General features: G+C 40.8%; 23 protein-coding genes. 6 read left to right on the top strand and 17 right to left on the bottom strand.

Going from position 1 to position 26,657, the window contains the following annotated elements; all coding sequences use genetic code 11:
- From LMU01S_RS06540 to coaA, 3 genes are all read right to left on the bottom strand, one after another.
- Positions 1–3,356 (bottom strand): Rib/alpha-like domain-containing protein (locus tag LMU01S_RS06540; protein ID WP_061773559.1); only part of this gene is annotated, 3,356 nt, incomplete at its 3' end.
- A gap of 787 nt (positions 3,357–4,143) precedes the next feature.
- Positions 4,144–5,697 (bottom strand): glutamine-hydrolyzing GMP synthase, encoded by a 1,554-nt coding sequence (guaA, locus tag LMU01S_RS06535; protein WP_056959119.1) that lies wholly within the window; start codon positions 5,695–5,697, stop codon positions 4,144–4,146.
- A 136-nt stretch (positions 5,698–5,833) separates the two neighbouring features.
- Positions 5,834–6,754 (bottom strand): type I pantothenate kinase, encoded by a 921-nt coding sequence (gene coaA, locus LMU01S_RS06530; protein ID WP_056959099.1) that lies wholly within the window; start codon positions 6,752–6,754, stop codon positions 5,834–5,836.
- A 92-nt stretch (positions 6,755–6,846) separates the two neighbouring features.
- Here coaA and LMU01S_RS06525 point away from each other — a divergent pair, with 92 nt between their 5' ends.
- Positions 6,847–7,410 carry a GDSL-type esterase/lipase family protein gene (locus LMU01S_RS06525; protein ID WP_056959100.1) on the top strand — a complete coding sequence of 188 codons (564 nt, stop codon included), beginning with the start codon at positions 6,847–6,849 and terminating at the stop codon, positions 7,408–7,410.
- Positions 7,411–7,771: 361 nt separating this feature from the next.
- On the opposite strand, the gene helD is transcribed toward LMU01S_RS06525, so the two are convergent.
- Positions 7,772–10,072, bottom strand: coding sequence for an RNA polymerase recycling motor HelD (gene helD / locus LMU01S_RS06520; protein WP_056959101.1), 2,301 nt, complete (start codon positions 10,070–10,072; stop codon positions 7,772–7,774).
- A 128-nt stretch (positions 10,073–10,200) separates the two neighbouring features.
- Here helD and LMU01S_RS06515 point away from each other — a divergent pair, with 128 nt between their 5' ends.
- Together LMU01S_RS06515 and LMU01S_RS06510 are read left to right on the top strand one after the other, a co-directional pair.
- Entirely contained in the window at positions 10,201–12,066 is a 1,866-nt protein-coding gene (locus LMU01S_RS06515; protein ID WP_056959102.1) for a monovalent cation:proton antiporter family protein, read from the top strand.
- Positions 12,067–12,208: 142 nt separating this feature from the next.
- The gene (locus LMU01S_RS06510; RefSeq protein ID WP_056959103.1) at positions 12,209–12,880 is read left to right on the top strand and encodes a histidine phosphatase family protein; all 672 of its coding nucleotides are present in this window, start codon (positions 12,209–12,211) and stop codon (positions 12,878–12,880) included.
- Positions 12,881–12,920: 40 nt separating this feature from the next.
- Here the strand turns inward: LMU01S_RS06510 and LMU01S_RS06505 are convergent, their stop codons facing one another.
- The 13 genes from LMU01S_RS06505 to rsmG form a co-directional block, all read right to left on the bottom strand.
- Positions 12,921–13,166, bottom strand: coding sequence for a hypothetical protein (locus tag LMU01S_RS06505; RefSeq protein ID WP_056959104.1), 246 nt, complete (start codon positions 13,164–13,166; stop codon positions 12,921–12,923).
- A gap of 51 nt (positions 13,167–13,217) precedes the next feature.
- A complete protein-coding gene (locus tag LMU01S_RS06500) occupies positions 13,218–15,731 on the bottom strand; it encodes an ATP-binding cassette domain-containing protein (RefSeq protein WP_056959105.1) in 2,514 nt (837 codons plus the stop codon).
- A gap of 60 nt (positions 15,732–15,791) precedes the next feature.
- Positions 15,792–16,313, bottom strand: coding sequence for an HdeD family acid-resistance protein (locus LMU01S_RS06495; protein WP_056959106.1), 522 nt, complete (start codon positions 16,311–16,313; stop codon positions 15,792–15,794).
- 112 nt (positions 16,314–16,425) lie between these two features.
- Positions 16,426–17,622 (bottom strand): acetate/propionate family kinase, encoded by a 1,197-nt coding sequence (locus LMU01S_RS06490; protein ID WP_056959107.1) that lies wholly within the window; start codon positions 17,620–17,622, stop codon positions 16,426–16,428.
- 133 nt (positions 17,623–17,755) lie between these two features.
- Positions 17,756–18,508 (bottom strand): DeoR/GlpR family DNA-binding transcription regulator, encoded by a 753-nt coding sequence (locus LMU01S_RS06485; protein WP_056959108.1) that lies wholly within the window; start codon positions 18,506–18,508, stop codon positions 17,756–17,758.
- A gap of 69 nt (positions 18,509–18,577) precedes the next feature.
- The gene (locus LMU01S_RS06480) at positions 18,578–18,760 is read right to left on the bottom strand and encodes a hypothetical protein (protein WP_056959109.1); all 183 of its coding nucleotides are present in this window, start codon (positions 18,758–18,760) and stop codon (positions 18,578–18,580) included.
- A 346-nt stretch (positions 18,761–19,106) separates the two neighbouring features.
- On the bottom strand, positions 19,107–19,829 hold the full coding sequence (locus LMU01S_RS06475) for a DUF1129 family protein (RefSeq protein ID WP_056959110.1): 723 nt from the start codon (positions 19,827–19,829) through the stop codon (positions 19,107–19,109).
- 19 nt (positions 19,830–19,848) lie between these two features.
- Positions 19,849–20,949, bottom strand: coding sequence for a redox-regulated ATPase YchF (gene ychF, locus LMU01S_RS06470; protein WP_056959111.1), 1,101 nt, complete (start codon positions 20,947–20,949; stop codon positions 19,849–19,851).
- 25 nt (positions 20,950–20,974) lie between these two features.
- Entirely contained in the window at positions 20,975–21,160 is a 186-nt protein-coding gene (locus tag LMU01S_RS06465; protein ID WP_010688392.1) for a DUF951 domain-containing protein, read from the bottom strand.
- A gap of 13 nt (positions 21,161–21,173) precedes the next feature.
- Positions 21,174–22,055, bottom strand: a complete 882-nt coding sequence (locus tag LMU01S_RS06460) for a ParB/RepB/Spo0J family partition protein (protein ID WP_056959112.1) — start codon at positions 22,053–22,055, stop codon at positions 21,174–21,176.
- A complete protein-coding gene (locus LMU01S_RS06455; protein ID WP_056959113.1) occupies positions 22,045–22,812 on the bottom strand; it encodes a ParA family protein in 768 nt (255 codons plus the stop codon). The genes LMU01S_RS06460 and LMU01S_RS06455 overlap by 11 nt, the downstream gene beginning before the upstream one ends.
- Positions 22,813–22,823: 11 nt before the next feature.
- Positions 22,824–23,660 carry a nucleoid occlusion protein gene (gene noc, locus LMU01S_RS06450; protein ID WP_056959114.1) on the bottom strand — a complete coding sequence of 279 codons (837 nt, stop codon included), beginning with the start codon at positions 23,658–23,660 and terminating at the stop codon, positions 22,824–22,826.
- 2 nt (positions 23,661–23,662) lie between these two features.
- The gene (gene rsmG, locus LMU01S_RS06445; RefSeq protein ID WP_056959115.1) at positions 23,663–24,406 is read right to left on the bottom strand and encodes a 16S rRNA (guanine(527)-N(7))-methyltransferase RsmG; all 744 of its coding nucleotides are present in this window, start codon (positions 24,404–24,406) and stop codon (positions 23,663–23,665) included.
- A 137-nt stretch (positions 24,407–24,543) separates the two neighbouring features.
- Here rsmG and LMU01S_RS06440 point away from each other — a divergent pair, with 137 nt between their 5' ends.
- From LMU01S_RS06440 to LMU01S_RS06430, 3 genes are all read left to right on the top strand, one after another.
- Entirely contained in the window at positions 24,544–25,323 is a 780-nt protein-coding gene (locus tag LMU01S_RS06440) for an alpha/beta hydrolase (RefSeq protein WP_056959116.1), read from the top strand.
- Between the two features lie 14 nt (positions 25,324–25,337).
- Positions 25,338–25,979, top strand: coding sequence for an HD domain-containing protein (locus tag LMU01S_RS06435; RefSeq protein ID WP_056959117.1), 642 nt, complete (start codon positions 25,338–25,340; stop codon positions 25,977–25,979).
- Positions 25,980–26,326: 347 nt separating this feature from the next.
- The gene (locus LMU01S_RS06430; protein ID WP_056959118.1) at positions 26,327–26,614 is read left to right on the top strand and encodes a hypothetical protein; all 288 of its coding nucleotides are present in this window, start codon (positions 26,327–26,329) and stop codon (positions 26,612–26,614) included.
- The last annotated feature ends 43 nt before the right edge of the window (positions 26,615–26,657 follow it).

Here is a 26,657-nt window from a genome sequence, read left to right as displayed (position 1 = left end):
CTTCCATCTGGATAAGTTACCACTACTGTAGCTTGACGCGTACCTGGGGTTGTCACATCTAACGGAGCCTTCCAACTATACTTCGTGGCTGTAGGTAGCTCAGAAGTATTTGATACACCCCTTTTAGCTTCTGGTACTTGATTTAATGGAGTAGTCAGCTCCTGCCCCTGTGGTGTGTTGGATTCGGCCATATTAGGAGAAACATTCACTAATACAGGAACGTTTAAAGCTGTTCCATCAACAAAATCAACACTGACCACCCCTTTAGCTTGGCGATCAGGTCGCGTTAACTCAGGCTTTGTTTTCCAAGCAACACTGGCAACTTCAGCATGATGCGCTGGTGTAAGCTCCTCAGTTTGAACAACCTCACTTGCACTAGGTAACGTCTTCTCTAGCCCACTAGTTGCCTGGACATCATTTTTAGCACTAGCACCATACATTGTCATCATTACCGGTAGTTCACCCAGATCAGGGAAACGACCTCCTTTTGGAAAATCGACCAGATCATTTGCTACATTGACCACTGCTGGCAATGATTCAGTTCCTGTATTAGAGCTATCTTGAGCAACCAAAGGGGACGGTACTTGTTTCCAAGTTACTTTAACACCTACTAAAGCCTTACCAGTAGCTTCATCAGTAAACTCGCCTGCTTTATCTGGAAGATAAACTGCACTTGGTAAATATTTCCCTGTTTTTAGATCTTTAGTATAAACAACTAATTTATTTAATGCTTGCATTGGAGCTGGAACTAATGCTTTATTGCTGGTCTTGTGTGTAAATACAGGTCGGCCTTCACCAAGCAATACATTTTCACCATTAAAGACTGCTTTAGAATTGCTATCTAGCACTGTTACTGGGGCATAAACGACTGCTTTTTGGCCACTAGCAAAACTTACTTCGACTGGCACATTATGCATCCCTACACTAGTTGTAGCATTTGGTGTTACTGTCAAAGTCCCTGTTGCATCGACTTTCACCCAGTCGCCATCTGTTGCACCTACTTTATAAGTCACATCACCTGGGTTTTCATGCTCAGGGTATGATACTTTTTCACTTTGGACTTCATTTTGTAAAACTACTAAAGGTCTGTAAAATGGATGAAAACCATTGAGATCAGTACCAAGCTCTAAATTCGTAGAACTCCACCAGTTAAAATAGTTATTGAAATCATCTTTAGCAGCTTGAGGCGTTTCTTGTTTGAAGCTGACATTTGCTGTTGGAGACAAGCCAAATGGTGTCCCTGTTTGATTTTTATTGAGATAATTCATTGAAAAATCGCCAAACCAATTGACTGATTTCAAATAAGTCAGATCCCACTGATAATCTTTAGCCTGCGAAACTAGACCATTGTTATATTTGACATTGCCTAAAGTTCCGTATTTTACTGGTACACTTTTTCCTTCGTCAGTAGTTAACATTATTTTATTGTCCTCAGCTTCTAACCGAAAGAGCATCCCTTTTTGCTCACCCGTACGTACCATTTTGAAAAGCTTGGGTTCCACTAAATTCACACGATCAGTCGAACTGGTTCCCCACATCGATACCATCCCTAACGGATATATCGGTGAGTGTTCGTTATTATTGATCCCTAAATATGAATAATATTTCAAATTGGAATGTGCTAAACTATCTTTTTGGAGCGCATCTTCTAGCACTACCGAACCATGATCGACATTTAATATACTAGTTCCATTATTTATTCCAGTTCCCCCAAAAGATAATATCGGTGTGGCAGCTTGCTGACTAGTCTCATCGACCTTACGTACAACTTTTAAAAGTGCATCTTGTTTGACGGTCAAATTTCCATGAATATTTCCAATTGTCACGTAAGAATTGTTAGAATGATCGCTACTATTTAAATTTAACGTGATCACGCCTGAATGGGCTCCAGCACCAGTATCATCAAAACCTACATTAGTCACCCCATTGTTATCTTGATAAGTTTCAACAACTAATTTAGAGCCTTCATTTAAGATCAAATTATCTGGATTAAAGACAGCATTGGAAACGCCATGCCCCATCTTAAATACTGCTTGACCTCCTGGTTGTAGGCCAAAATCATGATTATTATGTGTAAAATAAACACCTCGGGTATTAGGTGCTTGTGTCGCATCGACAACTAATTTACCTGTCGATCCCACTACAAGATTATTTTCCTCATTGCCAGAAGCCCCTAAAACAACAGCTCCGACCACACTAGTCGACTTTTTATCTTTAGTAAACGGCTCAACTTTCAACTCACCATCAACTTTAGCATTTCCTTTCGTCACATAGACTGCACTTGAATTATCTACTAGGCCACTCCAAGAAGCAGATGAAGGGACTTTGACATTTGAAGCTGTCGTCTTTGATCTGACCGTTAGCTTAGCTCCTTTTTCAACATTCAATGAACCGGCTGTCAAATTTTGTAAACGATTGCTATTGGAGTTAGTGGTCGTCAAAACTACATTAGCCCCACTTTTAACCGTAACTTGACCACCTGCTTCAACATTTTTCGCTGTATAACTATTATTTACCTCAGCATTCAGGTCAACATTACCACTAAGATCAACTTTATCGGCTGTTAAATTGGCAGTAGGTGAACTTTCAACATAGCTTGGAGTCACACTTACATCATGCAAATTTACCGTTGCATTAGGTGCATAGGCCAAGACCCCATTGCCCCCTGCTTTGACATTATCAAAGGTAACATTGGCATTTTTACCATTATTTTGAAAACTTACAACACCATATCCATGGGGATCATTGGTCGTCACATTTAGATTTTTAAATGTCAGATCCCACTTATGTTCAGCATCTTCTGTCTTATTGTAAAAATATAGTGATTGATCGCCTAAGTTTAGCGTCGTTGTCTTATCATCTACTTTAGAACCCCAAACAGTCACTTTACGCGCGACTTTAGCCTGATCAACATTTACATATTTATCCGTGTCATTAGTAACATCCTTATCTAATACGATCTCGGCTACATTTCTGTCATTTAGCGCAGTTTTTAATTGTGCCATATCAGTTACATGACTAGCATCTTGACTTGGAGTTTGAGAAGTTTGTTCTGTCTCAGTAGATCGATCAGCCACAGGAGATTGCTCTGTCGGTGCTTTATCTACTGAAGACGTCGCCTCATTTCCTGGTGTTTGCTCTTTTGAGGTCGGAGCATTCATGGTTTGATCTTTAGTCGTTACTGGATCACTTTGAACATCAGATAGATCCGCCAAAGCATTAGGCGCAGTATAGACAGCAAATGTTGTCCCAATAAGGACTGATGCTACCCCAACTGTAAACTTTTTGATCGCAAATTTCTGATGTTTCGGTGCTAACTTAGCTGAATAAAAATCTGTATTGTTTTTTGATAACATATTTTTCCCTACCTTTATAGATGCTCCCCCTATACGATCCTGCTCAGCTTTGTTATAAAACTTTTATTAGGACAAAACAACTTTTTGAACCGTATAATTATCGTTTCGTTCCATAAAAATTCTTTTATACAACAATTAGTAGTTTGTATAAAATATTAAATATTTATAAATTTATTATTTATCGTGAAAATAGGCTCTAAAGGCAAACCTAACACTATGTAATTATTGAGATACATAAGAAAAAAAGTACCACCCAAATAAGCTCAAGCTATCTTCATAAAACTCTTTATAACACTGCTACGCTATTCTTTATCTTCTTTTTTCTGATAAACAGGTGATCCTAAAGCGATCAGTATTTGTCGTATATAATCAGTTTAAGTCAAAACTTCTTATGGTATTCTTGTTTGACTCGCTTTTCTCTGGTGAACTATCTTTTCATATGGTACTGGTGTATCTTTATCTGGATCGGTGATAGGATATAACTACCCAATTCTTGATAAAGCATAGGTGCCTGTTTTAGTACATTCAGTAACTTTACCATCTGTGCATTTGTTTTACTTTCTGTTTCTACATTTTGTTGATGATTTATAGTCGGTTCGACTGCACAAATCATATATTATTTTATATTAAATTTTAAAATCAAAAGCTAACCCAAAGATCAGAATAAAGACACAAAAGTCCTTAGTCATGGATCTCTATCCATAACTAAGGACTTTTAATACAGAGTTATTTATTTTTTCTATCAACTGATCATTTAATAATAGATCTCAGATAGCTTTGCGAACTTTTACTCCCATTCGATCGTTGCTGGTGGCTTAGAAGTGATGTCATAGACGACGCGGTTGACGTGAGCCACTTCGTTTACGATCCGCACTGAGATCTCTTGTAAAACATCCCATGGGATCTTCGCAAAGTCAGCCGTCATCCCATCGATCGAAGTCACGGCACGGATACCAACTGTATAGTCATAAGTCCGACCATCACCCATCACACCGACAGAACGGATCCCTGGTAACACTGTGAAGTATTGCCAGATCTCTTTATCAAGCCCGTGTTTTGCGATCTCTTCACGTAAGATGAGATCAGAATCACGCACGATCTGTAATTTTTCTTCGGTGATCTCACCGATAACACGGATCCCAAGACCTGGGCCTGGGAATGGTTGACGCCAAACAAGTTCGTGTGGCATGCCTAATTTTTCACCTAATTCGCGGACTTCATCCTTGAATAATGTGTTCAATGGTTCGATCAATTCAAATTGCATATCTTCTGGCAAACCACCAACGTTATGGTGGGATTTGATCGTTTGGGCCGTATCAGTCCCTGATTCGATCACGTCAGTATAAAGAGTTCCCTGAGCTAAGAAATCGATACCCTTGAGTTTAGTTGCTTCATCATCAAAGACACGGATAAATTCATTACCGATGATCTTACGCTTTTGTTCCGGATCAGAAACGCCAGCTAATTTATCCATAAAACGTTCTTTAGCATCAACTTTAATGATATTTAAGCCAAATTTTCCACCTAAGCTTTCCATAACTTGTTCAGCTTCACCTTTACGCAACAAGCCATGATCAACAAAGATCGAAGTCAACTGGTCACCGATCGCTTTGTGTAACAAGACCCCAACAACAGAAGAATCGACCCCACCAGAAAGACCAAGCAAGACTTTGCGATCACCGACTTGTTCTCTGATCTTAGCGATCTGCATGTCGATAAAGTCTTCCATTGACCAGTTATCACGCGCACCACAAACATCAAACGCAAAGTGACGCAAGATATCATTACCGTATTCACTGTTACGTACTTCAGGGTGGAATTGTAATGCATAGAAATTCTTGGCTGTGTTAGCCATTGCTGAAATTGGGCAGTTTGCACTTGTTGCTGTAACTTCAAACCCAGCTGGAACTTCTGTCACCAAGTCACCGTGGCTCATCCATACTGTTTGTTCCTTAGGTAGATCTTTGAACATCACTGCATCAGCATCCGCTACTGTGATCTCTGCTTTACCGTATTCTTTATTATCAGCAGCTTCGACTTTGCCCCCAAGTTCTTGAGTCATAAGTTGCATCCCATAGCAGATACCAAGCACTGGGATCCCTAAATCAAAGATCTCAGGATCGACTTTAAATGCTCCTTCATCGTAGACACTGTTTGGACCACCAGAGAAAACAATTCCCTTAGGTGCCATTTGTTTGATCTCTTCAGCCGTGATCTTGTGTGATAATAATTCAGAATAGATCCCGAATTCACGGATCCGACGAGTGATCAATTGGTTATATTGGCTCCCAAAGTCCAATACAATGATCTTGTCAAAAGCTTGCATGTCAACATTAGCCAAGATATTCACCTCATCATAAAATTTTTGCATGTATTATCTTACATTGTACTCATTGAGTTAAGCTGGGTCAATCGTTTTTCACGTACATTTTCCATGAATTTAATTAAATTTTAGCTAGAATCCGAATGAACCAGTACTAGTATTTGCGTAACAGCAACTCATTTATCAAATGATTTTTCCCTTTAACGATGATCAGGTCGGCACGATTTCTAGTGGGTAAGATATAATCGTGCAGATTAGGGTGATCGATCTCATCCCAGACTTTAGCTGCCATCTCAAATGCTTTTTTACGATCGCCTAAAGTATAAGGATAGTAATAATTCTTAGGATCTTTAAATGCTGTATCTAACAGCAACCCGAAGCGTTCCAAATACCACTGTTTGATATCTTCTTCTTTAGCATCGACATAAATAGAAAAATCAAAGAAATCACTCACATAGATCTTTTGCTTACTTGGCAGTTGCAAAACGTTGATCCCTTCAACGATCAAAATATCAGGCGATGCGATCTCTTCATATTCACCTGAAATGATATCGTAGACTTCATGTGAATAGACTGGTGCCTTGGCGGGCAAATTATTTTTAACATCATTGATGAAACTGATCAACCGCTCCATGTCATAGCTTTCAGGAAAGCCCTTGCGACTCATCAAGCCTTTTTTCTTTAGCACCTTATTTGGATATAAAAAGCCATCCGTTGTGATCAATTCAACTTTTTTAGCGGGATAAACTTCGCTGAGTAATGTCTTTAACAAACGAGCCGTCGTACTTTTACCTACTGCCACCGAACCCGCGATCCCTAAGATAAAGGGCACTTTGTGTGGGCGTATCCCTAAAAAATTCGCCTGATCATCTTGGAGCTTTTGATGAGTAGTCACAAACATCTTGAGCAAATGGATCAACGGCATGTAAATATCAGCCACATCTGCGGTCGAAATGCGGTCATTTAACGATTTTATCTTTTGCAGTTCAGCCTCAGTCAAGGGGGTGATATGGTCTTTATAAAAACCACTCCACTCTTTACGTGAGATCTTATAGTAATTTATTTGATTTTCCATGCGTATTATTTCCTTGTATAGCGTTTTCTATCTTATAATAGACAATTATAGCACGGATTTTATATAAATTTACCAATAAAGGAAGCGGAAACATGACTAAAGTAGTATTATTCGGTGATAGTTTAACAGCAGGCGTAATTGATGGTCATCCTAGCCCTATCTTTACCCGACTTTTAGAGGATAAATTTCCTGATGTTGAGTTCATCAACCGTGGTTTACCCGGCGATCAAACACGTAATGCCTGCAAAAGGCTGCGCGATGATGTCTTAAATGAAGTCCCCGATATCGTAGTGATCTTCTTTGGTACCAATGACGTTTCCAGTAAAGAGGTCTTCTTAGCTAATTACCACAACAATTTAGCTTATATGCTGACTTGCATCAGCCCTAACAAATGTCTTTTAGTAACGCCTGGGATCGCAGGACCAACACGAGCCAATCTGCGCCCGCTTTCTAAGATGGAGCAATATGCTAAAGAGACTTTGACAGTCGCCAATGAATTTAAGATCCCAGCCTTAGATTGGTTTGATATCTGCAAAGATAAAGATCCAAAAGAACTACTACAAGCAGATGATCTGCACTACTCTGAGATGGCATATCGCCAACTCGTCGAGCAACTCACCCCACTACTAAAAAATAAACTAGATAGTTTAAGTTGATAAAAAGGAACGCTGAAGATCTCAGTGTTCCTTTTTATTACCATACAACAATGAAAATGAAAAGCTCGAATCTGTCACTTTTAAGACATAAAGACTTAAAGTAAAGTTAAATATCCCACTGCTCAAATTCCCAATAAAATAACTTCCAAGTGATAAATGCAGTTGCTTTTTAGAAAAATCCCCTGTTTTCCCTATAAATTCGCCCCCAATATGACTTTAATAAGTCAATAATATAACCCATCCTCCTAAAAAACAATATTTTTATCATTAAATATTCATCAATTTTTAATTTTATCTATAAACTTGAAATCATCTCTCCGCCAAAAAAAGCGGTGTTTCACTCCGAAACACCGCTTTTAACTCAACGTTTGATCAAATGATATAAATTTTTATCCACAGTCTCAAATAATGGGGATAACTCTTTTAGTGCCAAGATATCCAGTTGATGCATCGCCCGTGAACAGATCGTGTAGACCAGTTGCCGTTCGCTTTCATCATGATAATTTTTTTGATCGGCATTCCACATGATGACCGCATCAAATTCAAGCCCCTTAGCTAAATAAGAAGGTACGATCAAAGTTCCAGGAACTAACCGTTGATTTTCCGTCCGGATCAAAGTCGTTTGGACACCCTTGGCTTGTAATAAGTTAAAGAGCGCTTCACATTCTGCTAAACTCTTCCCAATGATCGCCGTCGTTTGTTTAGCAGCATCATTTTTAGCTAAAATATCCACAACATCATTCACCAAAGCAGCTTTGTCCTGGTCAACAATGATCGTTGGTTTCTTCCCATTGCGTTCAAAAGCCGTCACCTTTTCACCATTGACTAAAACTTCTTTCGTAAAGTCCGTGATCTGTTGGGTCGAACGATATGAAGTCGTCAACTGCACGACTTTTGTCTTTTCTTTTGGAAACATTGTGCCAAGCTCGCTCAAAAGCGTATGGCTATTTTCCTTTGTAAAGATCGCTTGGTTCAGATCACCGAGCATTGTAAATTTAGCCCGTGGAAATTCAGCTTTGAGATACGCTAATTGAAAGGCCGTATAGTCTTGGATCTCATCGATAAAGACATGCTTGATATCACGTTCGCCCTTTTTACCCGTGATCCGGTCATATAGGTAAAGATATGGCGTTACATCGGTCAAAGATAAACGGCGTTGCTTAAGCATGCTGATCGTCTTTTCGATACCTGCTCCCCACGCTGTTTTAGTTAACTCAAACTCACTTAGCTCTAGCAATTCTGGCACACTACGTAAGAAATGCACATATTGCGCATTGATATTTAAGAAGCGATTTCTCATGATCGCCACTTGGATCTTTTTATAGTCTTGCATGACATATTGGCGTGCTAAGAAATTCAGTTCTTTATCGCCATTTTCAAAATTCCGTGGCCGATCGCCATACAGCTCATTTAATTGTTGTTGTGAAAGATCTTGGACCGCTTTTTGGACTTCATCAGTTTTTGCTGCTTGAGCAACTTTAGAATTTAGTCGCTTGATCAAGGCTTCCTTAGTCGCACTCAAACGATTTCCTAGATGATAATTTTCATTAAAGCTATAGTAGATATCTCTGATCTCTTTTTTAGAGAAGAAAATTTCACCATTGTGCATGATGTTTTTGAAACGCATGCCATTTTTTTCAAGGTAGTTACTGTAAGCTGTCGCAACTTTGAAAAATTTCAAACTATCCTTAACCGCCTTGATCTTTTGGTCGATCCCTTGGTTTTCTTCTTCAAAACGTTCTTGGAGCGTTTCGACTCGAACTTTTGGTAAACGCCGATTGGTGAATTGATGATAAGTCATCTGCACCATATTTTGTTCCCCTAATTCAGGTAAAACTTGGTCGATATAGTCATTGAACAACTGGTTTGGTGAAAAAAGCACTACTTGACCAGAATTGAGGTTGCCCCGATAACGATACAATAGATACGCCACTCGCTGTAAAACAGCTGAGGTCTTACCTGAACCAGCTGCCCCTTGAACAAATAACAATTCTGAATCAGTATCGCGGATGATCTTATTTTGTTCTTTTTGAATGGTCGTCACGATACTTTTCATCTTCGTATCGGACCCTTCATCTAAAACCTCTAACAACATCTGATCACCCACGGTCTCATCCGTATCAAATAACGTTACGATCTTGCCATCTTCGACCATGAATTGACGTTTTAATTCGAGTTCGACTTCACGCTTGCCTACAGGTGTCGTGTACTCAACTTTTCCTAGTCCGCCATCATAGTAAACACTTGAGATCGGTGCCCGCCAGTCATAGACTAAAAAGCGATCTTTTTCATCAGAAAATGAAGCCAACCCGATATAAAGCTTTTCTTGCTTTTGTTCACCTTGTTCTTTAATGTCGACCCGGGCAAAATATGGCTTTTGCTCCATCTTTTCGAGCACATCTAAACGTTTGGCGGCTTGTGTTTTGTTATTTTCTCGTTCGGCCAATTGTTGTTGTTGTTGGCGCACAGTCAAAGCGGTCTCCATCATCCCCGAATAAGTTCCCGTCTTGATACGGAGATTATTCTTGAAATCATCTTGGATCGCTTGCGTATCGCTTTTAGCAGTAGCGATATTTTTTTGCGCCTTTTTTTGCGCTTTCTTGATCTGAGCGACCACCCGATCCATGCGTTGTTGTTCTTGTTGCTTAATACTTTCAGCCATTATTTACCCTCCGCACAAACAAATTTTCGATATTCTATTGTAGCATATCTAATTTTCTTTGTCGTGTTTTTGAACTTGGAGAAATGATTGTGTATAATAGAACAAACCTTTTCTAAGGAGGAAATTTCATGTCAGTTTCTGTACTGATAGTTACGTTTGCTGCTTTTATCACACCAATGGTCTTACAGCGCTTTAAGATCAGTGTTTTACCGACTGCTGTGGCTGAAGTCCTTGTTGGGATCGTGCTTGGCAAAAGTGGCTTTGACCTCGTGCAAACTGAAGGTATCTTAAGCTTTCTTTCAAATTACGGGGTCATCTTCTTACTTTTCTTGAGTGGGATGGAGATCGACTTTTCTATTTTCAAGAAAAATAATGGACCACTTACCCCACTGGCACGCAAAAAAGCCGCCAATGCGCCCTCGACTTCACCCGTTCAAGTCGCTGCTGTTGCCTATGGGGGAAGCTTACTAATGGCACTAGCCTTAGCCTTGCTCTTTAAATTTTCTGGTCTATTTAGCAACTTTATCTTAGCTGCGATCTTATTTTCGACCGTTGCTTTAGGGGTCGTGATCGCTGTTTTAAAGGAAAATGAATTACTAAATAAACCACTCGGACAAACCTTGCTTTTGATCGCTGTCTTAGGTGAAGTCGTACCTTTACTTTGTTTGACGGTCTATAGTTCTTTTGTCTCAGGTAAAGGTGAAAGTGCGTGGTTGATCTTTTTACTTTTCATCGTCGGGGCCCTGCTCTTCAAACGCTTCCGCAGTTTTTTCACATCCCTAGATGAGATCAACAAATCTACGACTCAGATCGATATCCGCTTGGCGTTGTTAGTCATTACTACCTTAGTTGTCTTAGCTGAATCTGTTGGTGCCGAAGATATCTTAGGAGCCTTTATCGCCGGGATCGTGATCAAATTGCTTCAACCAGCACATAGTACCCAAGAAAAACTCGATGCGATCGGCTATGGTGTTTTTATCCCGTTCTTTTTCATTTTAACAGGAGCTAAGATCAATATTCCTGAACTCCTTGCTTCACCTAAGACTTTGATCTTGATCCCGTTATTTTTTGCCGCTTATGTCTTGGCAAAAGCACCAGCTTACTTGGGATTGCGTCAACGCTTCAAACGGATCAATGCTTTAGCCGGGGCGATGCTTTCCCAAACAACGATCACACTAGTCTTAGCGACATTGACTGTTGCTCAGAATCTAAAAGTCATCTCAAGTGAACAATCTGGGGCCTTCATCTTAGCCGCTGTGGTCAGTTGTATCTTAGGACCACTAGTCTTTAATAAACTGCACAAACCTGAACCAGAGGATCTCAAAAAGACCAAAGTTACGATCATCGGGGTCAACTTGGTCACGATCAACACCGCTGAACAGTTAAATGAAGACTGGTATGATATCCAGATGTATACTAACTGGAAGAAAAATTACCAAACTTACGATTACCGTTCCAATGTGCACTTAGTTGAAAGTCTTGAGCCAAAAGATCTCATCAAAGAACAGATCTTTGATACCGACATCTTAGTCTTAGGGCACTCTGATGTTGATATCAACTATTCTTTGGCTTTAGCTGCTAAAGAATACGGTGTTGACCGTGTCTTGACTCGCATCCAAAATAGTGACCCAACTAGCATGGCAGAAATGGATAAACGCCTATCTGACGCAGGGGTCGAATTCTTTACGACCTTTGATACAACTATCGGCATGATGCGGGCGATCATCGAGTCCCCATCAACGCTTGATCTGATCACCGGCGATTCACGCTTATATGAAGTCGTCGTCCGTAACTCCAAATTTGCTGGGCTTGAATTACGCAAATTACCATTTATCAAAGAGATCACGGTCAGCCGGATCTTTAGGCACCGTAAAGCGATCCCGGTCAATGGTAACACCCAGATCCAAGTCGGTGACCATTTATTGTTCTCGGCTAACAAAGACGTTGTTAATGATATCCGCAAAAAGATCAGTAAACTAAATGATTATGAATGATCATTTAATATCCACAAATAATATTTAGATAGTTCTTACAACACTTCCTACAAAATTTGGGGAGGTGTTTTTTTATCCAAAAACAAAAACCGCTTTCATGGTATAATTGGAACGAATACATTTGTCACGGGAGGAAATTTTTATGGCATACTCGCTCTACTTTGTCCGCCATGGACAGACCTATCTCAACCGTTACAACAAGATCCAAGGCTGGTGTGATTCGCCTTTGACTCCAAAAGGGATCGAAGATGGGCATCAAGCTGGTAAAAGACTAGCGCACTTAAACTTTGCGCATGCTTTTCACAGCGACACGAATCGCGCCGCGCGGACATGTAGCTATATCCTAGAAGAAAATGTTGCTAGTGCTGAAGAGCTGACCCCTAAAGCTTTGCCTGATTTTCGCGAGCAAAATTTTGGTTACTTTGAAGGCAGTGATACCAGTCAAGCTTGGCTGATGATCGGAGCTGATCACGGGTGTCGGACTTTTAACGATATCATCACCAAATACTCGATCGAAAAAGCGCGTGATTTTACCAAGGAAGCCGATCCTTTCCATGATGCAGAAAACAATGCCGAATACTGGCAACGCTTAGACCGTGGATTTGCATATCTCGATCAGATCGCAAACGATGGCGATAAGATCTTGCTTGTCGCGCATTCAACTTTGATCCGTAGCCTGACTTCACATTTTGCTCCTGAGATCGACATCACCGTCAGTCCCAAGAATGGTTCAGTTACTCGCTTTGATGTTGATGATAACGGGCAGATCAAACTCGCCTACTTCAATCGATACCAAGATGACGCTAAATATTAAGCAAAAAAGATCTCCGAAAATTTCATTCAGAGATCTTTTTTTATCTTACTGATAATTGTAAAGATACCTTTCGTAAAATTCGTTGTGCTAGATACATCATCCCAAGTGTAAGCAAGAGATCCACCAAAATAGGTAGTGGCTCAAAAAAGCCAAATGCCACCGTCCTGATCGCTTTTAGTTGGTAGGTAAGCGGATCGATCATGATCAAACATTTGACAAACAGTGGTAACTTATCAGAAAAAACATAGAGCGTCGGAGCTGCATACGATACAGGACTAAATATCAAGGTCAAGCATTTACAAAAAAGGTATCGCTCATCTCAAGCGATACCAAAAAATTATTCAAAATGCGCTAAATAGTCGACTAAAGCCTTAGCTGTCAAACTTGTTGGATGGTGCAATAATTCAGAAAGCGGGCCTGAAAAAATGACTTTACCTCCGTTTTTTCCACCTCGTGGTCCTAGATCTAAGATGTTATCGGCATTAACGATCAAGTTTTGATCGTGCGTGATCGTAATGATCGTCGCCCCTTGATCTAAGAGTTTTTGCATAACTTTTAGCAATACTTTGACATCAAGTGGATGAAGTCCGATCGTTGGTTCATCAAAGACAAATAAAGTCGTCTTTTGCTTGTGATCTAAGTGTTTCACTAGTTTCAAGCGTTGGGCTTCACCCCCAGAAAGGCTCGGAGTGCTCTCACCTAGATGTAAGTAATCTAGCCCTACTTCACGTAAAAGTTCTAATTCCCGCAAGATTTTTGGTTCATCTTTAAAAACAGTCAGTGCTTGTGCGACATCGAGTGCTAAAATATCAACGATCGAATAGCCGCGCCATTTGACATCGCTGATCTCAGGGCGATACCGTTTGCCCATACATACTGGACATGTCTGTTCCATATCCGGCAAATACTGGATATCTAAAGTCACCATTCCAGTCCCACCACATTCTGGGCAAGCACCTTGCTTATTGTTATAGGAAAAATAGCTTGGTGTGTAGTGGCATTCTTTAGCTAGTGGTACAGTGGCAAATAACTTACGCAAATTATCCATGATGCTCGTATATGTTGCCGTTGTTGAACGCGTACTTTTACCGACCGGGCTCGCATCAACACTGACTACATCTTTTATCGGTGACTCAAGTTCGCTTACTTGCGCCGGTAAAACTTCTCCTTTAGCTTTGGCCTTAATCGCTGGTACTAAGGAATCTAAGATCAAACTGGTCTTACCAGCACCAGAAAAACCAGTGACCGCCGTGAGTCGCTTTAGTGGCAATTCAACTTTTACATCGTGGAGATTATAGTGATCACTGATAGCTAAAGTCATTTTCTTAGTTGTCAGCGGGCAAACTTTGCGGGCGTTAAGCTTTGCTTTTCCACTCAAATATGGTCCGATCAATGAATCTTTATTGGCTGCTAGTTCTTTTGGTGTTCCAGTTGCTAAGATATGTCCACCTTGTTTGCCTGAGCCAGGACCGATCTCGATGATATGATCGGCAGCTTTGATGATATCAACGTTATGATCGACCACAACAAGCGAGTTTCCTTGTGCGACTAACTGTTTAAAGACATTTAATAGCCCTTGGATATTATCTGGATGCAACCCGATCGATGGTTCATCTAAAACATACAAGACACCCGTCGTTTCAGTGCGCAAAGTCCGCGCTAACTGGATCCGTTGCAACTCTCCAGTTGAAAGGCTATTACCGTTACGTGCTAAAGTCAAATAATCTAAGCCTAATTCCAATAAAGGACGTAGATCATCATCAAATTCGGTAAAGATCGCTTGTGCCATCTTAGTCATCTCAGACGGTAGTGTTGCTAACACTTGTTTTTTCCATGTTGGTAGCTCATGCAAGCTAAGTTCAGTGACTTCGGCAATATTTAACTCGCCAGCTGTCTGTTGTAATAGTTCTGGACGTAAGCGTGTCCCATGGCAGACAGGACAAGTCGAATAATGGAAAAATTCGCTGATCTTCTTTTGGGAACGCTCGCTCTTACTTGTCTTAGCCGACTCTAAAACAGCTTGGTGGGCATTTTCATACAAGACATTAAAGTCATGGAAAACGCGTCCCGTACTTGTGCGAAAATCCATCTTGAACTTCTTTTGGGGACCATTTAAAACAAAGTCTTTTTCTTTAGCAGTCAATTCTTTAAAGGGAACATCGACTCTGACACCTGCTTGTTCAGCAACACTTGGCATAAAATTGCGCCCTGGCAAACGCCACGAAGCGATCGCCCCTTCATTTAAAGACAAGTTTTCATCGGCGATCAATTTGTTCTCATCTAATTGGCGCACTTTTCCTGTCCCATGACATTTCTCACATGCGCCACTTGAGTTAAAGGCGAGATCTTCTGCACTGTAAGCGTAAAAATCCACCCCACAAATCGGACAAGCGATCAGTCCCATCTGATCACCAGTTTTACTCATCGCTTGAGCAATTTTAAGACTTGGAGATAGTTGATGCCCATTGGGACAAACGGGGCGCCCTAAACGTGAAAAGACCAGCCGGATCACATTCAGTAATTCGCTCATCGTCCCAACTGTCGCCCGTTCAGACGGGATCGCGGGCCGTTGCCGCAAAGCTAAGGCCGATGGGATATGCTTGACGCTTTCGACTTTAGCTTTATTTCCAGTCTTGAGTCGTCTTCTAGTATAAGTCGAAAGAGCTTCTAAATACCTTCTAGAACCTTCTTCATATAAGATCCCCATCGCAAGCGAACTTTTGCCCGAACCAGAAAGACCTGAGATCGCCACAAACCGGTGCAACGGGATGTCGATATCAATATTTTTTAAATTATGAACTTTGCCCCCACGAACTTCGATCTGTTGGGGGAGTTTTTCAGCGTTTCTCATTTTATTACCTCATCAAAAAAGCGGACCCAGTTTACACTTAGTCCGCTTTGCTCTATAAAATCAAAATGCTTGGATGATCTTAATGACACCGATCAAGATCAAGTAAAAGGCGATGATCAAGACCAAAGTCGTAGCTGCGATCAATGGGTTGAACAATAGTACAAAACCGATGAACAAAGCCAAGATATTTAAGATCAAGTTCAAAATATAATAGCCCCGGTTCAATTGCTTGAAATAGCTAGCTGTCGCAATTTCAGCGATCGAATCAAAGATGAACCAAAAGGCAAAGATGTAGGCGATCACCACTACACCAGAAGCTGCTCTAAAGATAAATAAGAGACCTAAAATGATATCAACGATCCCCATAAAGAGCAACCAACCTGAGCTTTCACCAAACAAGTTGCCGATCCCACGTCTAAACCATAATTCGTAAAATCCTTTGACTAAAGCCCCGATCCCGATACAGATCGAAATAAATTTCAAAGTATCATCAGGATTCATATAAGCTGCGATCCCAGCGATCACAAAAACGATCCCAACGACCAAACTAAACCAGTCGAAATTTCGCTGTTTTGTTTGCATAACGAAAAACCACCTTAAATTTTTTTAATATCGGTTACCGATTTTAGCATTTTATTAATAAATTGTCATGTAAAAACACCTAAAAAAAGTGAGACATTTGCCTCACTTTAACTTAATTCTCAAGTAAACGCCATACATGCTGTGCGATCATATATTCTTCATCTGTTGGGATCCGCATCACAGTCACCGTCGAATCAGGTCCCGAAATGATCGTTTGGGCGCCGCGTTTTTTATTCTCAGTCTCATTGATCGTCACGCCCATATAAGCTAGGCGTTTCATGATCGCTTCACTCGTCTCGGGTGAATTTTCACCGATCCCACCGGTAAAGACAATCCCATCAACACCACCCATCTCAGCGATATATTGTCCAATATAACGCAAGATACTATTGTAAAACAGCTTGATCGCTAACTTTGCGCGCTCATTGCCAGTTGCAGCGGCATCTTCGACATCACGCATATCAGCTGAAACACCGGAGACGCCTAAAAAGCCTGACTTTTCATTCAATAGATACACCATATCAGACATCGATTGAACGTCTAGTTTCTTCATAATATAGTTAGCTAAAGATATATCGACATCGCCTGCGCGTGTTGCCATTTGGATACCGCTCAGTGGGGTGAAACCCATTGAAGTATCAAATGACTTACCATCCTTGATCGCCGTGATCGATGCTCCAGCCCCTAAATGACAGGTGATCAATTTGAGTTCTTCAAAAGGACGCCTCATCAATTCAGCCGCCTTGCGCGCCACGTATTCATGACTGATCCCATGAGCACCATACCGCCGAACACCGTATTTTTCATACCATTCGTATGGTGTACTATACATATAATTTTCTTGTGGTAATGTTTGATGAAATGCCGTATCAAAAACAGCTACAGATAAAGCATTGGGTAAATATTTCCGAAATGCTTTGATCCCATTTAAGTTGGCTGGATTGTGCAATGGTGCTAATTGTGCTAATTCTTTGATCTTAGCGATAACATCATTATCTACGATCACTGGCTGACTGAAATACTCCCCTCCAGCCACGACTCTGTGTCCGATACCTTTGATCTCGCTTAGATCCGCGATCAAGTTTAATTCCTTTAAGATATTTAGTAAAAGTTCGATCCCTTGTAAATGATTGGTGATCTCATGGTCTAGTTCATACTTCTGCCCAGTACCATATTTCACCTTGATCTTTGAACCGTGGATCCCGATCCGTTCGATGATCCCGCTTGCCAAGGTTTCATGTGTTTCATTGTTAAATAATTTAAACTTTAAACTCGAGCTCCCTGAGTTGATGATCATAATTTTTTCCATAAGCTCACCCCTTTAAAAGTTTACCTAACTTTATAATAGTATAATCTTTTTGTTCAATCAAATTTAAAATCTAAGCGCTTTCTTTTCAGCGTAAAAGAGACTTATGTCACAGCCTCTTGATCATTATCATATCTTAGCTTTCGATCTTCGTGTATGTCTGGTAATGCTCTAAAGTATCTGGTGCTACTGAACTATTAGTCAAAAGGGCATCGACATTATAGAGACTATAAAAGTTATAAAAATCATTACGGTTAAACTTGTATTTATCCATCACGACATATCTTTCTTGTGCATTATTCAAACCAAGCGCTTCAGCTTGACCTTCCTCGGTGTTAGCCGCCATCATATTATCATTATTGACCCCATTGACACCCACAAACGCCTTAGTAAACTTAAGATCTTCGAGTAATTTGATCGTTAAGCCACCGATAAATTCACCCGAATGACGTCGATAATTGCCTCCAACTAAGATCAATTCAGCGTCAGTCTTTTGCCAAGCTTCAAAGACCGGCAAACTATTAGTCACGACCCGCAAAGTTTCTGGTTTTTCAACATAATTTACGATCAATTCAAGCGTCGTGCCAGCTCCGATATAGATCGTATCTTTGGGTTTGATCTTTTGCGCAGCTAGTTTAGCAACTTCTTGTTTTTCGACCAAATGGAGCTCTTTTTTCTGATTGCGCGAAAGCTCGACTTCCTCGATATTAGCAAGTTTTTGAGCACCTCCATGTAGTCGGATCAACTTCCCGCTCTTATCAAGTTCATCTAGATCACGCCGGATCGTCATATCTGAAACACCTAGCGTAGTGATCAACTCATTTACCGTAACGATCTCTTTTTGATCCACGATTTCTAAAATTTTTAATAAACGTTCTTTTTTTAACATCGCCTTAGCCCCTAATTTTATGATAACTCAACTATAACATAAACGGACAAAAGCAAACAGATTTCATCATCATAGTCCAAATTCACCTGCTAATTCTTGATCGTCAGCGATCCGTTGCTTGATATGCTTGTCAAATGCCCTATCGAAATCAGCTAGCTCTTCTTTTAGTTGCTTTAGTGGCTTTAATTGCTCGTTTAATTTCTCAACTGGCTTGGTATATAAGCTTTCCTTATCAGCCCCAGCATAATGCAAGACCTCTAAGATCTCGGCTTTTATTCTCTTTCAAATGAAACTCATTTTGTTTATTTCTTCCAAAACCACCTGTTGGCTTATTATCAGAATCCAATTGTAAACTCAATGTATTGTACTCTTTTTCATTTATTCTTACAGAAACTGCACTCCCACCTGAACCTAAAATACCATAAGATTCTATTTTCCCTACTTCGATCGTCTTAATTGGTTCCGCTCCCTCCTCCTATCAAAAATATTACAATACGCCTGCAATACAATGTCTAATAAATAAAAGGGCACCACTATGATACAAAAAACGTATCATAGTGGTGCCCTTGTTATTTATACGGTGCTGACCGTACTCGAACTAAAACATTACACTTCTGAAATTATATTTCTTCTTTAGATAGCGTCTTACTAGGTAACCTGCCCCAGCTAAGATCGCATAAACGATCGGTTCCATCGTCCGGTTGATCGAAACTGGGATAAAGGCGATCACACCAAAGGCAACGACCCAGATCAAGATCAATTCTAATGTGATCAGTAAGGTCTTGATCCAACGCTTTTTGCCCTTTTCTTTGCGGGCTGAGAGCATACTGCGATAAAAGAACGCTAAGCCGACCCCAGCGATCGTTGAAGTTGCTAACAAGGTGATCCAGCCACCACTGACATCAGCTTGCTTTGGTGAAAAGACACCTAATAAGGTATACATGATACAGAACATGATAAACATGATCAAACCGTTATCCAAAGCTAAGATCCAAAACTTAGGTAATTCAGTCGGAGTTTCTGACTTTTTAGGTCCATTGACGATCAACTCAGCTTTTTCAGTGACCGTACCGTAAAGCTTAGTTGCCACGACCCCTTGCTTTTGCTTCTCCTTTAACTCTTGATACATTTCAGTTAAAACTTGTTCTTTTTGTTCCGGATCATAATTTTTTTCGGTCAAAGCCTTGTCTAAGTGGAAAAGATAATCTTCATTACGCTTAGTTAGACCCGAAAACTTACCATCACGCATCGTCACTTCGACTTCTTTAGCACGTGCTTGTTGCTGTTGTGCTGCCTTTTCATTGCGTTTACTTTCTGCCATGAACTTTTCCCCCTATCGCTTAAACGTTGAATCTAAATTCGATGATGTCACCATCTTGGACTTCATATGCTTTACCTTCAAGGCGCAAGCGACCTGCTTCTTTGACAGCTTGCATGCTCCCATACTTATCTAAGTCAGCAAATGAGACCGTTTCAGCGCGGATAAAGCCTCGTTCAAAGTCAGAGTGGATCACACCAGCAACTTGTGGAGCTTTCATCCCTTGTTTAAAAGTCCAAGCTCTAGTTTCCTTACCACCAGCAGTAAAGAACGTTGCCAAGCCCAGTAATTTATAAGATGCGCGGATCAAACGATCAAGTCCAGATTCTTCAACGCCTTCCATTTCCAAGAATTCTTGCTTTTCATCGTCATCCATTTCAGCGATCTCTTCTTCAGTTCGGGCACAAACAGCCAAAGCTTGCGAACCTTCGTTTTCTGCAAATTCTTTGATCTGTTGGTAATATTTGGAACTTTCTGGATCTGCCATATCTTCCTCGGCAATATTTGCCACGTAAAGGACAGGCTTAGAGGTCAACAAGAATAAGCCTTTGACGATCTTTTGTTCATCTTCGTTAAATTCAAGTGAACGCACTGGTTTTTCTGCTTCTAAAGCTGGCTTGATCTTCTTTAAAACTTCAAATTCAGCCACTGCATCTTTATCCTTAGTCCGGGCTACTTTTTCTACGCGGGCATAGCGTTTGTTGACCGAATCAAGATCGGCTAGGACTAATTCTAAATTGATCGTTTGGATATCTTCCAAAGGATCAACTTTATTAGCCACGTGGGTGATATTTTCATCGTCAAAAGCCCGCACAACATGCACGATCGCATCTACTTGGCGAATATTTTCCAAGAACTTGTTCCCTAGACCTTCACCCTTGCTAGCACCTTTAACGATCCCGGCAATATCAGTAAATTCAAAGGTCGTGTGTACGATCTTTTTAGCGGGGATGATCTCATCGATCCGTGCTAAACGTGGATCTGGAACTTCCACCATCCCAACATTAGGGTCGATCGTTGCAAAAGGATAGTTCGCCATTTCAGCGCCTGCCTTTGTGATCGCGTTAAATAGTGTTGACTTGCCGACGTTTGGCAATCCGACGATACCTGCTGTTAATGCCATTTGTTTTCCACTCTTTCTTAAAAAATTATTCCCCGGCTTTTTCTAAAACTTTCTTCATCTTCTTATCGAACTCTTTACGTGGCATCATGATCAAACGTTTGCAGCCGGTGCATTGGATCTTGATGTCCATCCCCATGCGAATGATCTCCCAGCGATTAACGCCACAGGGGTGAGCCTTTTTCATTTCAACGATATCATGCAATTCATACATAAGCATCCCTCACTTAATCTAAATGAATATCTAAAATATCCAAAATGCGGTTCAAATCATCCATCGATAAATACGAAATTTCGATCTTGCCCTTTTTCGAGCGTGCCGTGCTTTTGATCGCAACATTTGTCCCGAAGCGTTCCTTTAATAGATTTTCGCTCTTTTTCAGATGTGGATCTAAAGCAACTTTTCTTTTAGCAGCTTTCTTATGGTTTTTCTCACCATTTAGTTCACTGACTAATTGTTCCAATTGACGAACAGTCAGATTTTCTTTGACCGTCTTTTTAGCTAACTGGACCAAATTTTTCTTGTCTTTTAATGATAACAAGGTCCGCGCTTGGCCCATCGACAATTGACCTGCTTGTAACATTTCCTTGACTTCTTTTGGTAAGCTCAACAACCGTAGATAGTTAGCGATATAAGGACGTGACTTTCCTAAGCGTTCTGAAACTTGCGCTTGGGTCAAATGCAAGGTTTCCATCAGCGTGTTGTATGCTTGAGCTTCCTCTAAAGGTGTGAGATCTTCGCGCTGAAGATTTTCTAGCACCGCGATCTCCATCATCTCTTCTTCATCTAGTTGCCGCACGATCGCCGGGATCGTTTTTTTGCCAGCTAGCTTGGAAGCTCGATATCTTCTTTCGCCTGCGATCAATTCGTAACCCATCACACTTGAGGAACGTACGATGACCGGTTGAAAGACACCCTGTTGTTTGATCGACTCCGCTAGTTCTGCTAACCCAGCTTCGTCAAAAATCTTTCGTGGTTGATAAGGATTTGATCGGATCTCATCGATCTTTAGTTCGACCACAGTTTCTTCGGCTTGAGCATCCTCTTCAAAAGTCGAAAATAAAGCTTCTAGCCCGCGCCCTAAGGCTTTGTTTTTCTTATTTGGCATCCGTCGCCAAAACCTCCTTTGCCAAAGCTTCATAAGCTAAAGCTCCCTTAGATCTTGGATCGTAATCAACGATCGCCATTCCGTAACTTGGAGCTTCTGATAATTTGATATTCCGAGGGATCACCGTTTGATAAACTGTGTCGCCAAAGAAATTTTTCACTTCGGCAACGACTTGATTGCCTAGATTAGTTCTAGAATCAAGCATTGTCATCAAAACACCCTCGATCTTTAGAGTAGGATTGAAGTGTTTTTGCACTAATTTGATCGTATTGACTAATTGGTTCAAGCCTTCTAAAGCATAGTACTCACTTTGCACGGGGATCAAGATCGAATCACATGTCGTAAAGGCATTGATCGTCAATAATCCCAGTGAAGGCGGACAATCCAACAAGATAAAATCATATTCATCCCTGATCAAGACCAATGCATCAGCTAAACGTTTCTCACGCGCAAACTGTGAGGCCAACTCGATCTCAGCTCCAGATAACCGGATCGTTGCTGGAACAACATCTAACTTATCGCGTTTGGTATGTAAGATCACATCTTCTAACTCGACTTCATTGACTAATACATCATAAATCTCTTGTTTGATCTGTCCCTTGTCGATCCCGATCCCACTCGTTGCATTTCCTTGGGCATCCATGTCGATCAATAACACTTTTTGCCCGAGGTCGGCAAGACTGGCAGCCAAATTAACACTGGTGGTCGTTTTACCAACGCCACCTTTTTGATTTGCTAATGCAATAACTCTTCCCAAAATTATCCCCCCTAGCCTTTAGCGACTGGAATATCAATAATGATGCGATGGAACTCTTTTGTATCTTCTTCGGTCACATTAACTTTAACGCCTGATTTTTCAACCATTTGGACCGCTTTTTTCACAGTGTTGACAGCAACTTTTTGGTTAGGTGCCACATTCTTTGTGGTCGTCTTAGCTTTTTTCTTCTTGGCCGGTTTTGGCTGATCCAAGGCTGCGATCGCTGCTTCTGTTTCTTTGACCGACCAATCATTTTCCTTGATCTGAGCTAATAATTCTAATTGAGTAGCTTCATCTTCGACCGTCAACAAACTCCGACCATGCCGTTCAGTGATCGAACGGTCTAAGATCGCATCTTGAACTTGTGTCGGTAACTTCAACAAGCGTAATTTGTTTGCTACAAACCCTTGACTCTTACCCATTTCTTTAGCTAAATGTTTTTGCGTCAATTCATTTAACTGCATCAAATGAGCATAGGCTTTAGCTTCTTCAACTGCTGTCAACCCTTCACGTTGTAAGTTTTCGATGATCGCTAAGGAAGCTGATTCAGCGTCACTCATCTCACGTACGATCGCTGGAACTTTTTCATAACCAAGCTTAGTTACTGCCCGGAAACGTCTTTCACCAGCAATGATCTCATATTGTTCATCACCTAACTTACGCAAAACGATCGGTTGCAACAAACCATGATCATAGATCGTATCTGCCAATTCAGCGATACTTTCTTCACTAAAGATCGTCCGTGGTTGGTTTTGATTAGGCACGATCTTGCTCAATTCGATCTCTTGGACCCGATTTTTGTCGTTTGGTTCTTCTTCTTTGTTCTTCTTAAAAAATGAAAATGCCATTTTTATTTCCTCCCTTGGGGCGCCTGCAAAGGCTGCTTAGCTGGTGTGCCTGGCTTGCGCGGATATTTATTTGGCGTTGGCTTTTTCTTTGAGATCACAATGATATGCCGTGTCTCATCACTCTTAGGCAAAGCGGTCTGGATATCTTCTTCAATTTTACCACCAAGTGTGGCCACTGCATACTTGGCATCGGCTAATTCTTCACTTGCTTTTTGCGCCTTTAATGCGATAAAACGCCCATTCAACTTGACTAATGGTAAACAAAACTCGCTTAGGACCGACAAACGTGCAACAGCCCGCGCCGTAACGACATCAAAACTTTCACGAAAACCACTCTTTTTACCAGCGAATTCTTCTGCCCGAGCATGATAAAAATACGTATCTGTTAAGTTTAATTTTTGGGATAATTCCTCTAAAAATTTGATCCGTTTATTCAAAGAATCAACGATCGTGACCTTTAAATTTGGGAATGCGATCTTAAGTGGGATCGATGGGAACCCAGCCCCCGCACCAACATCACAGATGCTAAAAGGACGTGTTTGAAGATCTTTGACTTCAAGCGCCGGTAAAAGTGAATCATAGAAGTGCTTTAAATAGACCTCGTCTTGTTTGGTGATCGCAGTCAAGTTGACGTGTTCATTTGTGGCAACTAAAAATTCGTAGTAGGTTTGAAATTGTTGCATTTGCTCATCAGAAAGTTTTACTCCCTGCTTCGCCAATGCCGCTCTAAATTCTTCTGGTGTCATTTGTTCCCCTCATCTGATCTAATTGTGAAACATTGTTTAATTTATATGTTTCACGTGCTATTATAATAGTAATTTATTTAATGCGGAAATACAAGTCTCGCCCCCGCAAATCAAGCTTAAATTTGGAGGATTTTAATATGGAACAAAATAGTATCATCAATTTCAATGAACCACTTGTCCCACGCTATCCTAAGATCCAGACCAATCTCGTCTATGCCTTTAAAGACGGACATCCCTTAACGCTAAATCTCATCACTCCCCCTGTCTTGCCAAACGTTAAAGCTCATTTTCCCTTACTCATTTATGTTCCTGATGTTGATGAACACAATATGGTCAAGATCGATGAACGTTTTGCGCAAATGCTAGAGATCGCCAAACGTGGCTATGCCGTAGCTCTAATTTCATACCGTACCAATACTGATGTTACTGCCATGGTCAAAGACATCCACTCAGCCACCCGCTTTTTACTCGATCACGCCTTCAAATACGAGCTTGACCCTTACCGCTATTTACTATTTGGCGAAGGTCTAGGGGGATATTTGAGTAGTTTGAGCATTCTAGATCAAGGACAACAACGGGCAAATGATGAAGATGTCAGGCGCTCACCTTTACGCTATAAGGGATGCTTGCTGTTAGAAACATCGCTGACACCACATCCTTTTTCCGGGCCATTTCTCAGTGAGTTGCTCTTACAAAACACCCAAAAGTTACCCCCACTTTTGATCTTAAACGGTACCGCAGACAATACACTGACTGATAAACAAGCAACCGAGCTCTTATCAACTATCCAGTCTCGCGGAAGTGAAGTTTCATTATTCAACTTTGAGGGGGCGACCCTTAGTTCTGATGCCTTCTTCACTCCATATAGCCTAGATTTCTTATTCGAATTTATCAAGCATAGTTTCACTAAAAAATAAACGAGGTCGTTCAAATGAATCAAACACAACAATTGGCACAGCTTCATGCCTACACTTATGAAAAACTGTCTCACGATCACACCGGTCACGACATGGCGCACATTGAGCGGGTCGTCAAAATGGCGCGTACCCTAAATGAAAAACTCGGTGGCAACAGCTTTGTCGTCCAAGCAGCAGCCTTATTGCATGATGTCGTCGATGAGAAATTATTTACCGATATCGACCAAGCTAAAGCCAGCGTTATTGCTCAAATGCAGGCTTTAGAAGTGAGTCAAAGTGAGCAAGATCACATCATGGAGATCATCAGTAAGATGTCATTTTCTCATTCTTTAGCTGGCAAACAAGAGCTTAGCCTCGAAGGTCAGATCGTCCAAGATGCCGATTGGTTAGATGCGATCGGTGCGATTGGGATCGCCCGCGCCATTTATTATGGTGCTTGTCACAAAGAAAAGCTCTACGATCCCGCTATGCCACCTCGAAAAAAGCTCGATAAAGCAGCCTACCGTGACCTTTCAAATGAAACGGTCATCAATCACTTTTACGAAAAACTGTTCAAGATCAAGGATATGCTAAACACTGCTGAAGCTAAAGCGATCGCAAAAGAACGTCATGAGCTAATGGTAGCATACGTTACAGCTTTTAAAACTGACTGGTAAAGTTGGTCTAGCATCAAATAAAATACTTAGCAGATATTTATTTCAACAAATTTAGTATAAAAATTTATTATTTATATATTTTTAAGTATTTTGTATTTAAACCTTAAGAAAACGATTACTTTTTCTTTATCTTAAGCGCCTATACTGTAACCATAGGCTAAAGTAAAACATCACACAGGTGTAGTCCTATAGCTGAAACATTACCTAGTCAGCCCCCCTTGCTACTAGGTAAACATACTCCTTTTTTCCTCCGCACTCCCCTTGCGGAGGTTTTTTATATCACAATGTGGAAGAATGCAGATAAAATTACGAACACATAGGCTAGCACCATAGAAAGGATGATCATTATGAAAAGAGATATCGACCCTTATAGAGACCGTTATTTGAGATCCAAAGCTACGACTAATGGGATTTTATGTTCAGCCTTTATCTGGTATTTGATCTTTGGTCTCTTTCATATCATTATCACTTGTTTAATATTGTGGTTTTTCTGGATCATCGTTGACCCTGTTGGACGGATAACCGAAACGATCAACACTACGATCCAGCAAACACAACCCCAGCAACAACATTTTACTACACCCGAAACGACAGAAGATGGTACTGACACAAGTGATGTTTATGAGGCTGAATAAAATTAATGATCTTAGTTACGAAAAATCTATTTTTAAGTACTTG

Source organism: Ligilactobacillus murinus DSM 20452 = NBRC 14221 (assembly GCF_001591685.1).
Classification (GTDB): domain Bacteria; phylum Bacillota; class Bacilli; order Lactobacillales; family Lactobacillaceae; genus Ligilactobacillus; species Ligilactobacillus murinus.
The sequence above is the reverse complement of the archived record's forward strand: the minus strand, read 5'-3'. Positions and strand labels throughout refer to the sequence as shown.

Excerpts from the sequence above, each read along its gene's own strand:
- coaA (WP_056959099.1), bottom strand. The coding sequence starts at position 6,754 with ATGGAAAATCAAATAAATTACTATAAGATCTCACGTAAAGAGTGGAGT.
- LMU01S_RS06495 (WP_056959106.1), bottom strand. The coding sequence starts at position 16,313 with ATGCAAACAAAACAGCGAAATTTCGACTGGTTTAGTTTGGTCGTTGGG.
- LMU01S_RS06460 (WP_056959112.1), bottom strand. The coding sequence starts at position 22,055 with ATGCCAAATAAGAAAAACAAAGCCTTAGGGCGCGGGCTAGAAGCTTTA.
- LMU01S_RS06515 (WP_056959102.1), top strand. The coding sequence starts at position 10,201 with ATGTCAGTTTCTGTACTGATAGTTACGTTTGCTGCTTTTATCACACCA.
- noc (WP_056959114.1), bottom strand. The coding sequence starts at position 23,660 with ATGGCATTTTCATTTTTTAAGAAGAACAAAGAAGAAGAACCAAACGAC.
- LMU01S_RS06485 (WP_056959108.1), bottom strand. The coding sequence starts at position 18,508 with ATGTTAAAAAAAGAACGTTTATTAAAAATTTTAGAAATCGTGGATCAA.
- LMU01S_RS06475 (WP_056959110.1), bottom strand. The coding sequence starts at position 19,829 with ATGGCAGAAAGTAAACGCAATGAAAAGGCAGCACAACAGCAACAAGCA.
- LMU01S_RS06490 (WP_056959107.1), bottom strand. The coding sequence starts at position 17,622 with ATGGAAAAAATTATGATCATCAACTCAGGGAGCTCGAGTTTAAAGTTT.
- LMU01S_RS06500 (WP_056959105.1), bottom strand. The coding sequence starts at position 15,731 with ATGAGAAACGCTGAAAAACTCCCCCAACAGATCGAAGTTCGTGGGGGC.
- LMU01S_RS06510 (WP_056959103.1), top strand. The coding sequence starts at position 12,209 with ATGGCATACTCGCTCTACTTTGTCCGCCATGGACAGACCTATCTCAAC.
- LMU01S_RS06465 (WP_010688392.1), bottom strand. The coding sequence starts at position 21,160 with ATGTATGAATTGCATGATATCGTTGAAATGAAAAAGGCTCACCCCTGT.
- LMU01S_RS06430 (WP_056959118.1), top strand. The coding sequence starts at position 26,327 with ATGAAAAGAGATATCGACCCTTATAGAGACCGTTATTTGAGATCCAAA.
- ychF (WP_056959111.1), bottom strand. The coding sequence starts at position 20,949 with ATGGCATTAACAGCAGGTATCGTCGGATTGCCAAACGTCGGCAAGTCA.
- rsmG (WP_056959115.1), bottom strand. The coding sequence starts at position 24,406 with ATGACACCAGAAGAATTTAGAGCGGCATTGGCGAAGCAGGGAGTAAAA.
- LMU01S_RS06440 (WP_056959116.1), top strand. The coding sequence starts at position 24,544 with ATGGAACAAAATAGTATCATCAATTTCAATGAACCACTTGTCCCACGC.
- LMU01S_RS06435 (WP_056959117.1), top strand. The coding sequence starts at position 25,338 with ATGAATCAAACACAACAATTGGCACAGCTTCATGCCTACACTTATGAA.
- helD (WP_056959101.1), bottom strand. The coding sequence starts at position 10,072 with ATGGCTGAAAGTATTAAGCAACAAGAACAACAACGCATGGATCGGGTG.
- LMU01S_RS06525 (WP_056959100.1), top strand. The coding sequence starts at position 6,847 with ATGACTAAAGTAGTATTATTCGGTGATAGTTTAACAGCAGGCGTAATT.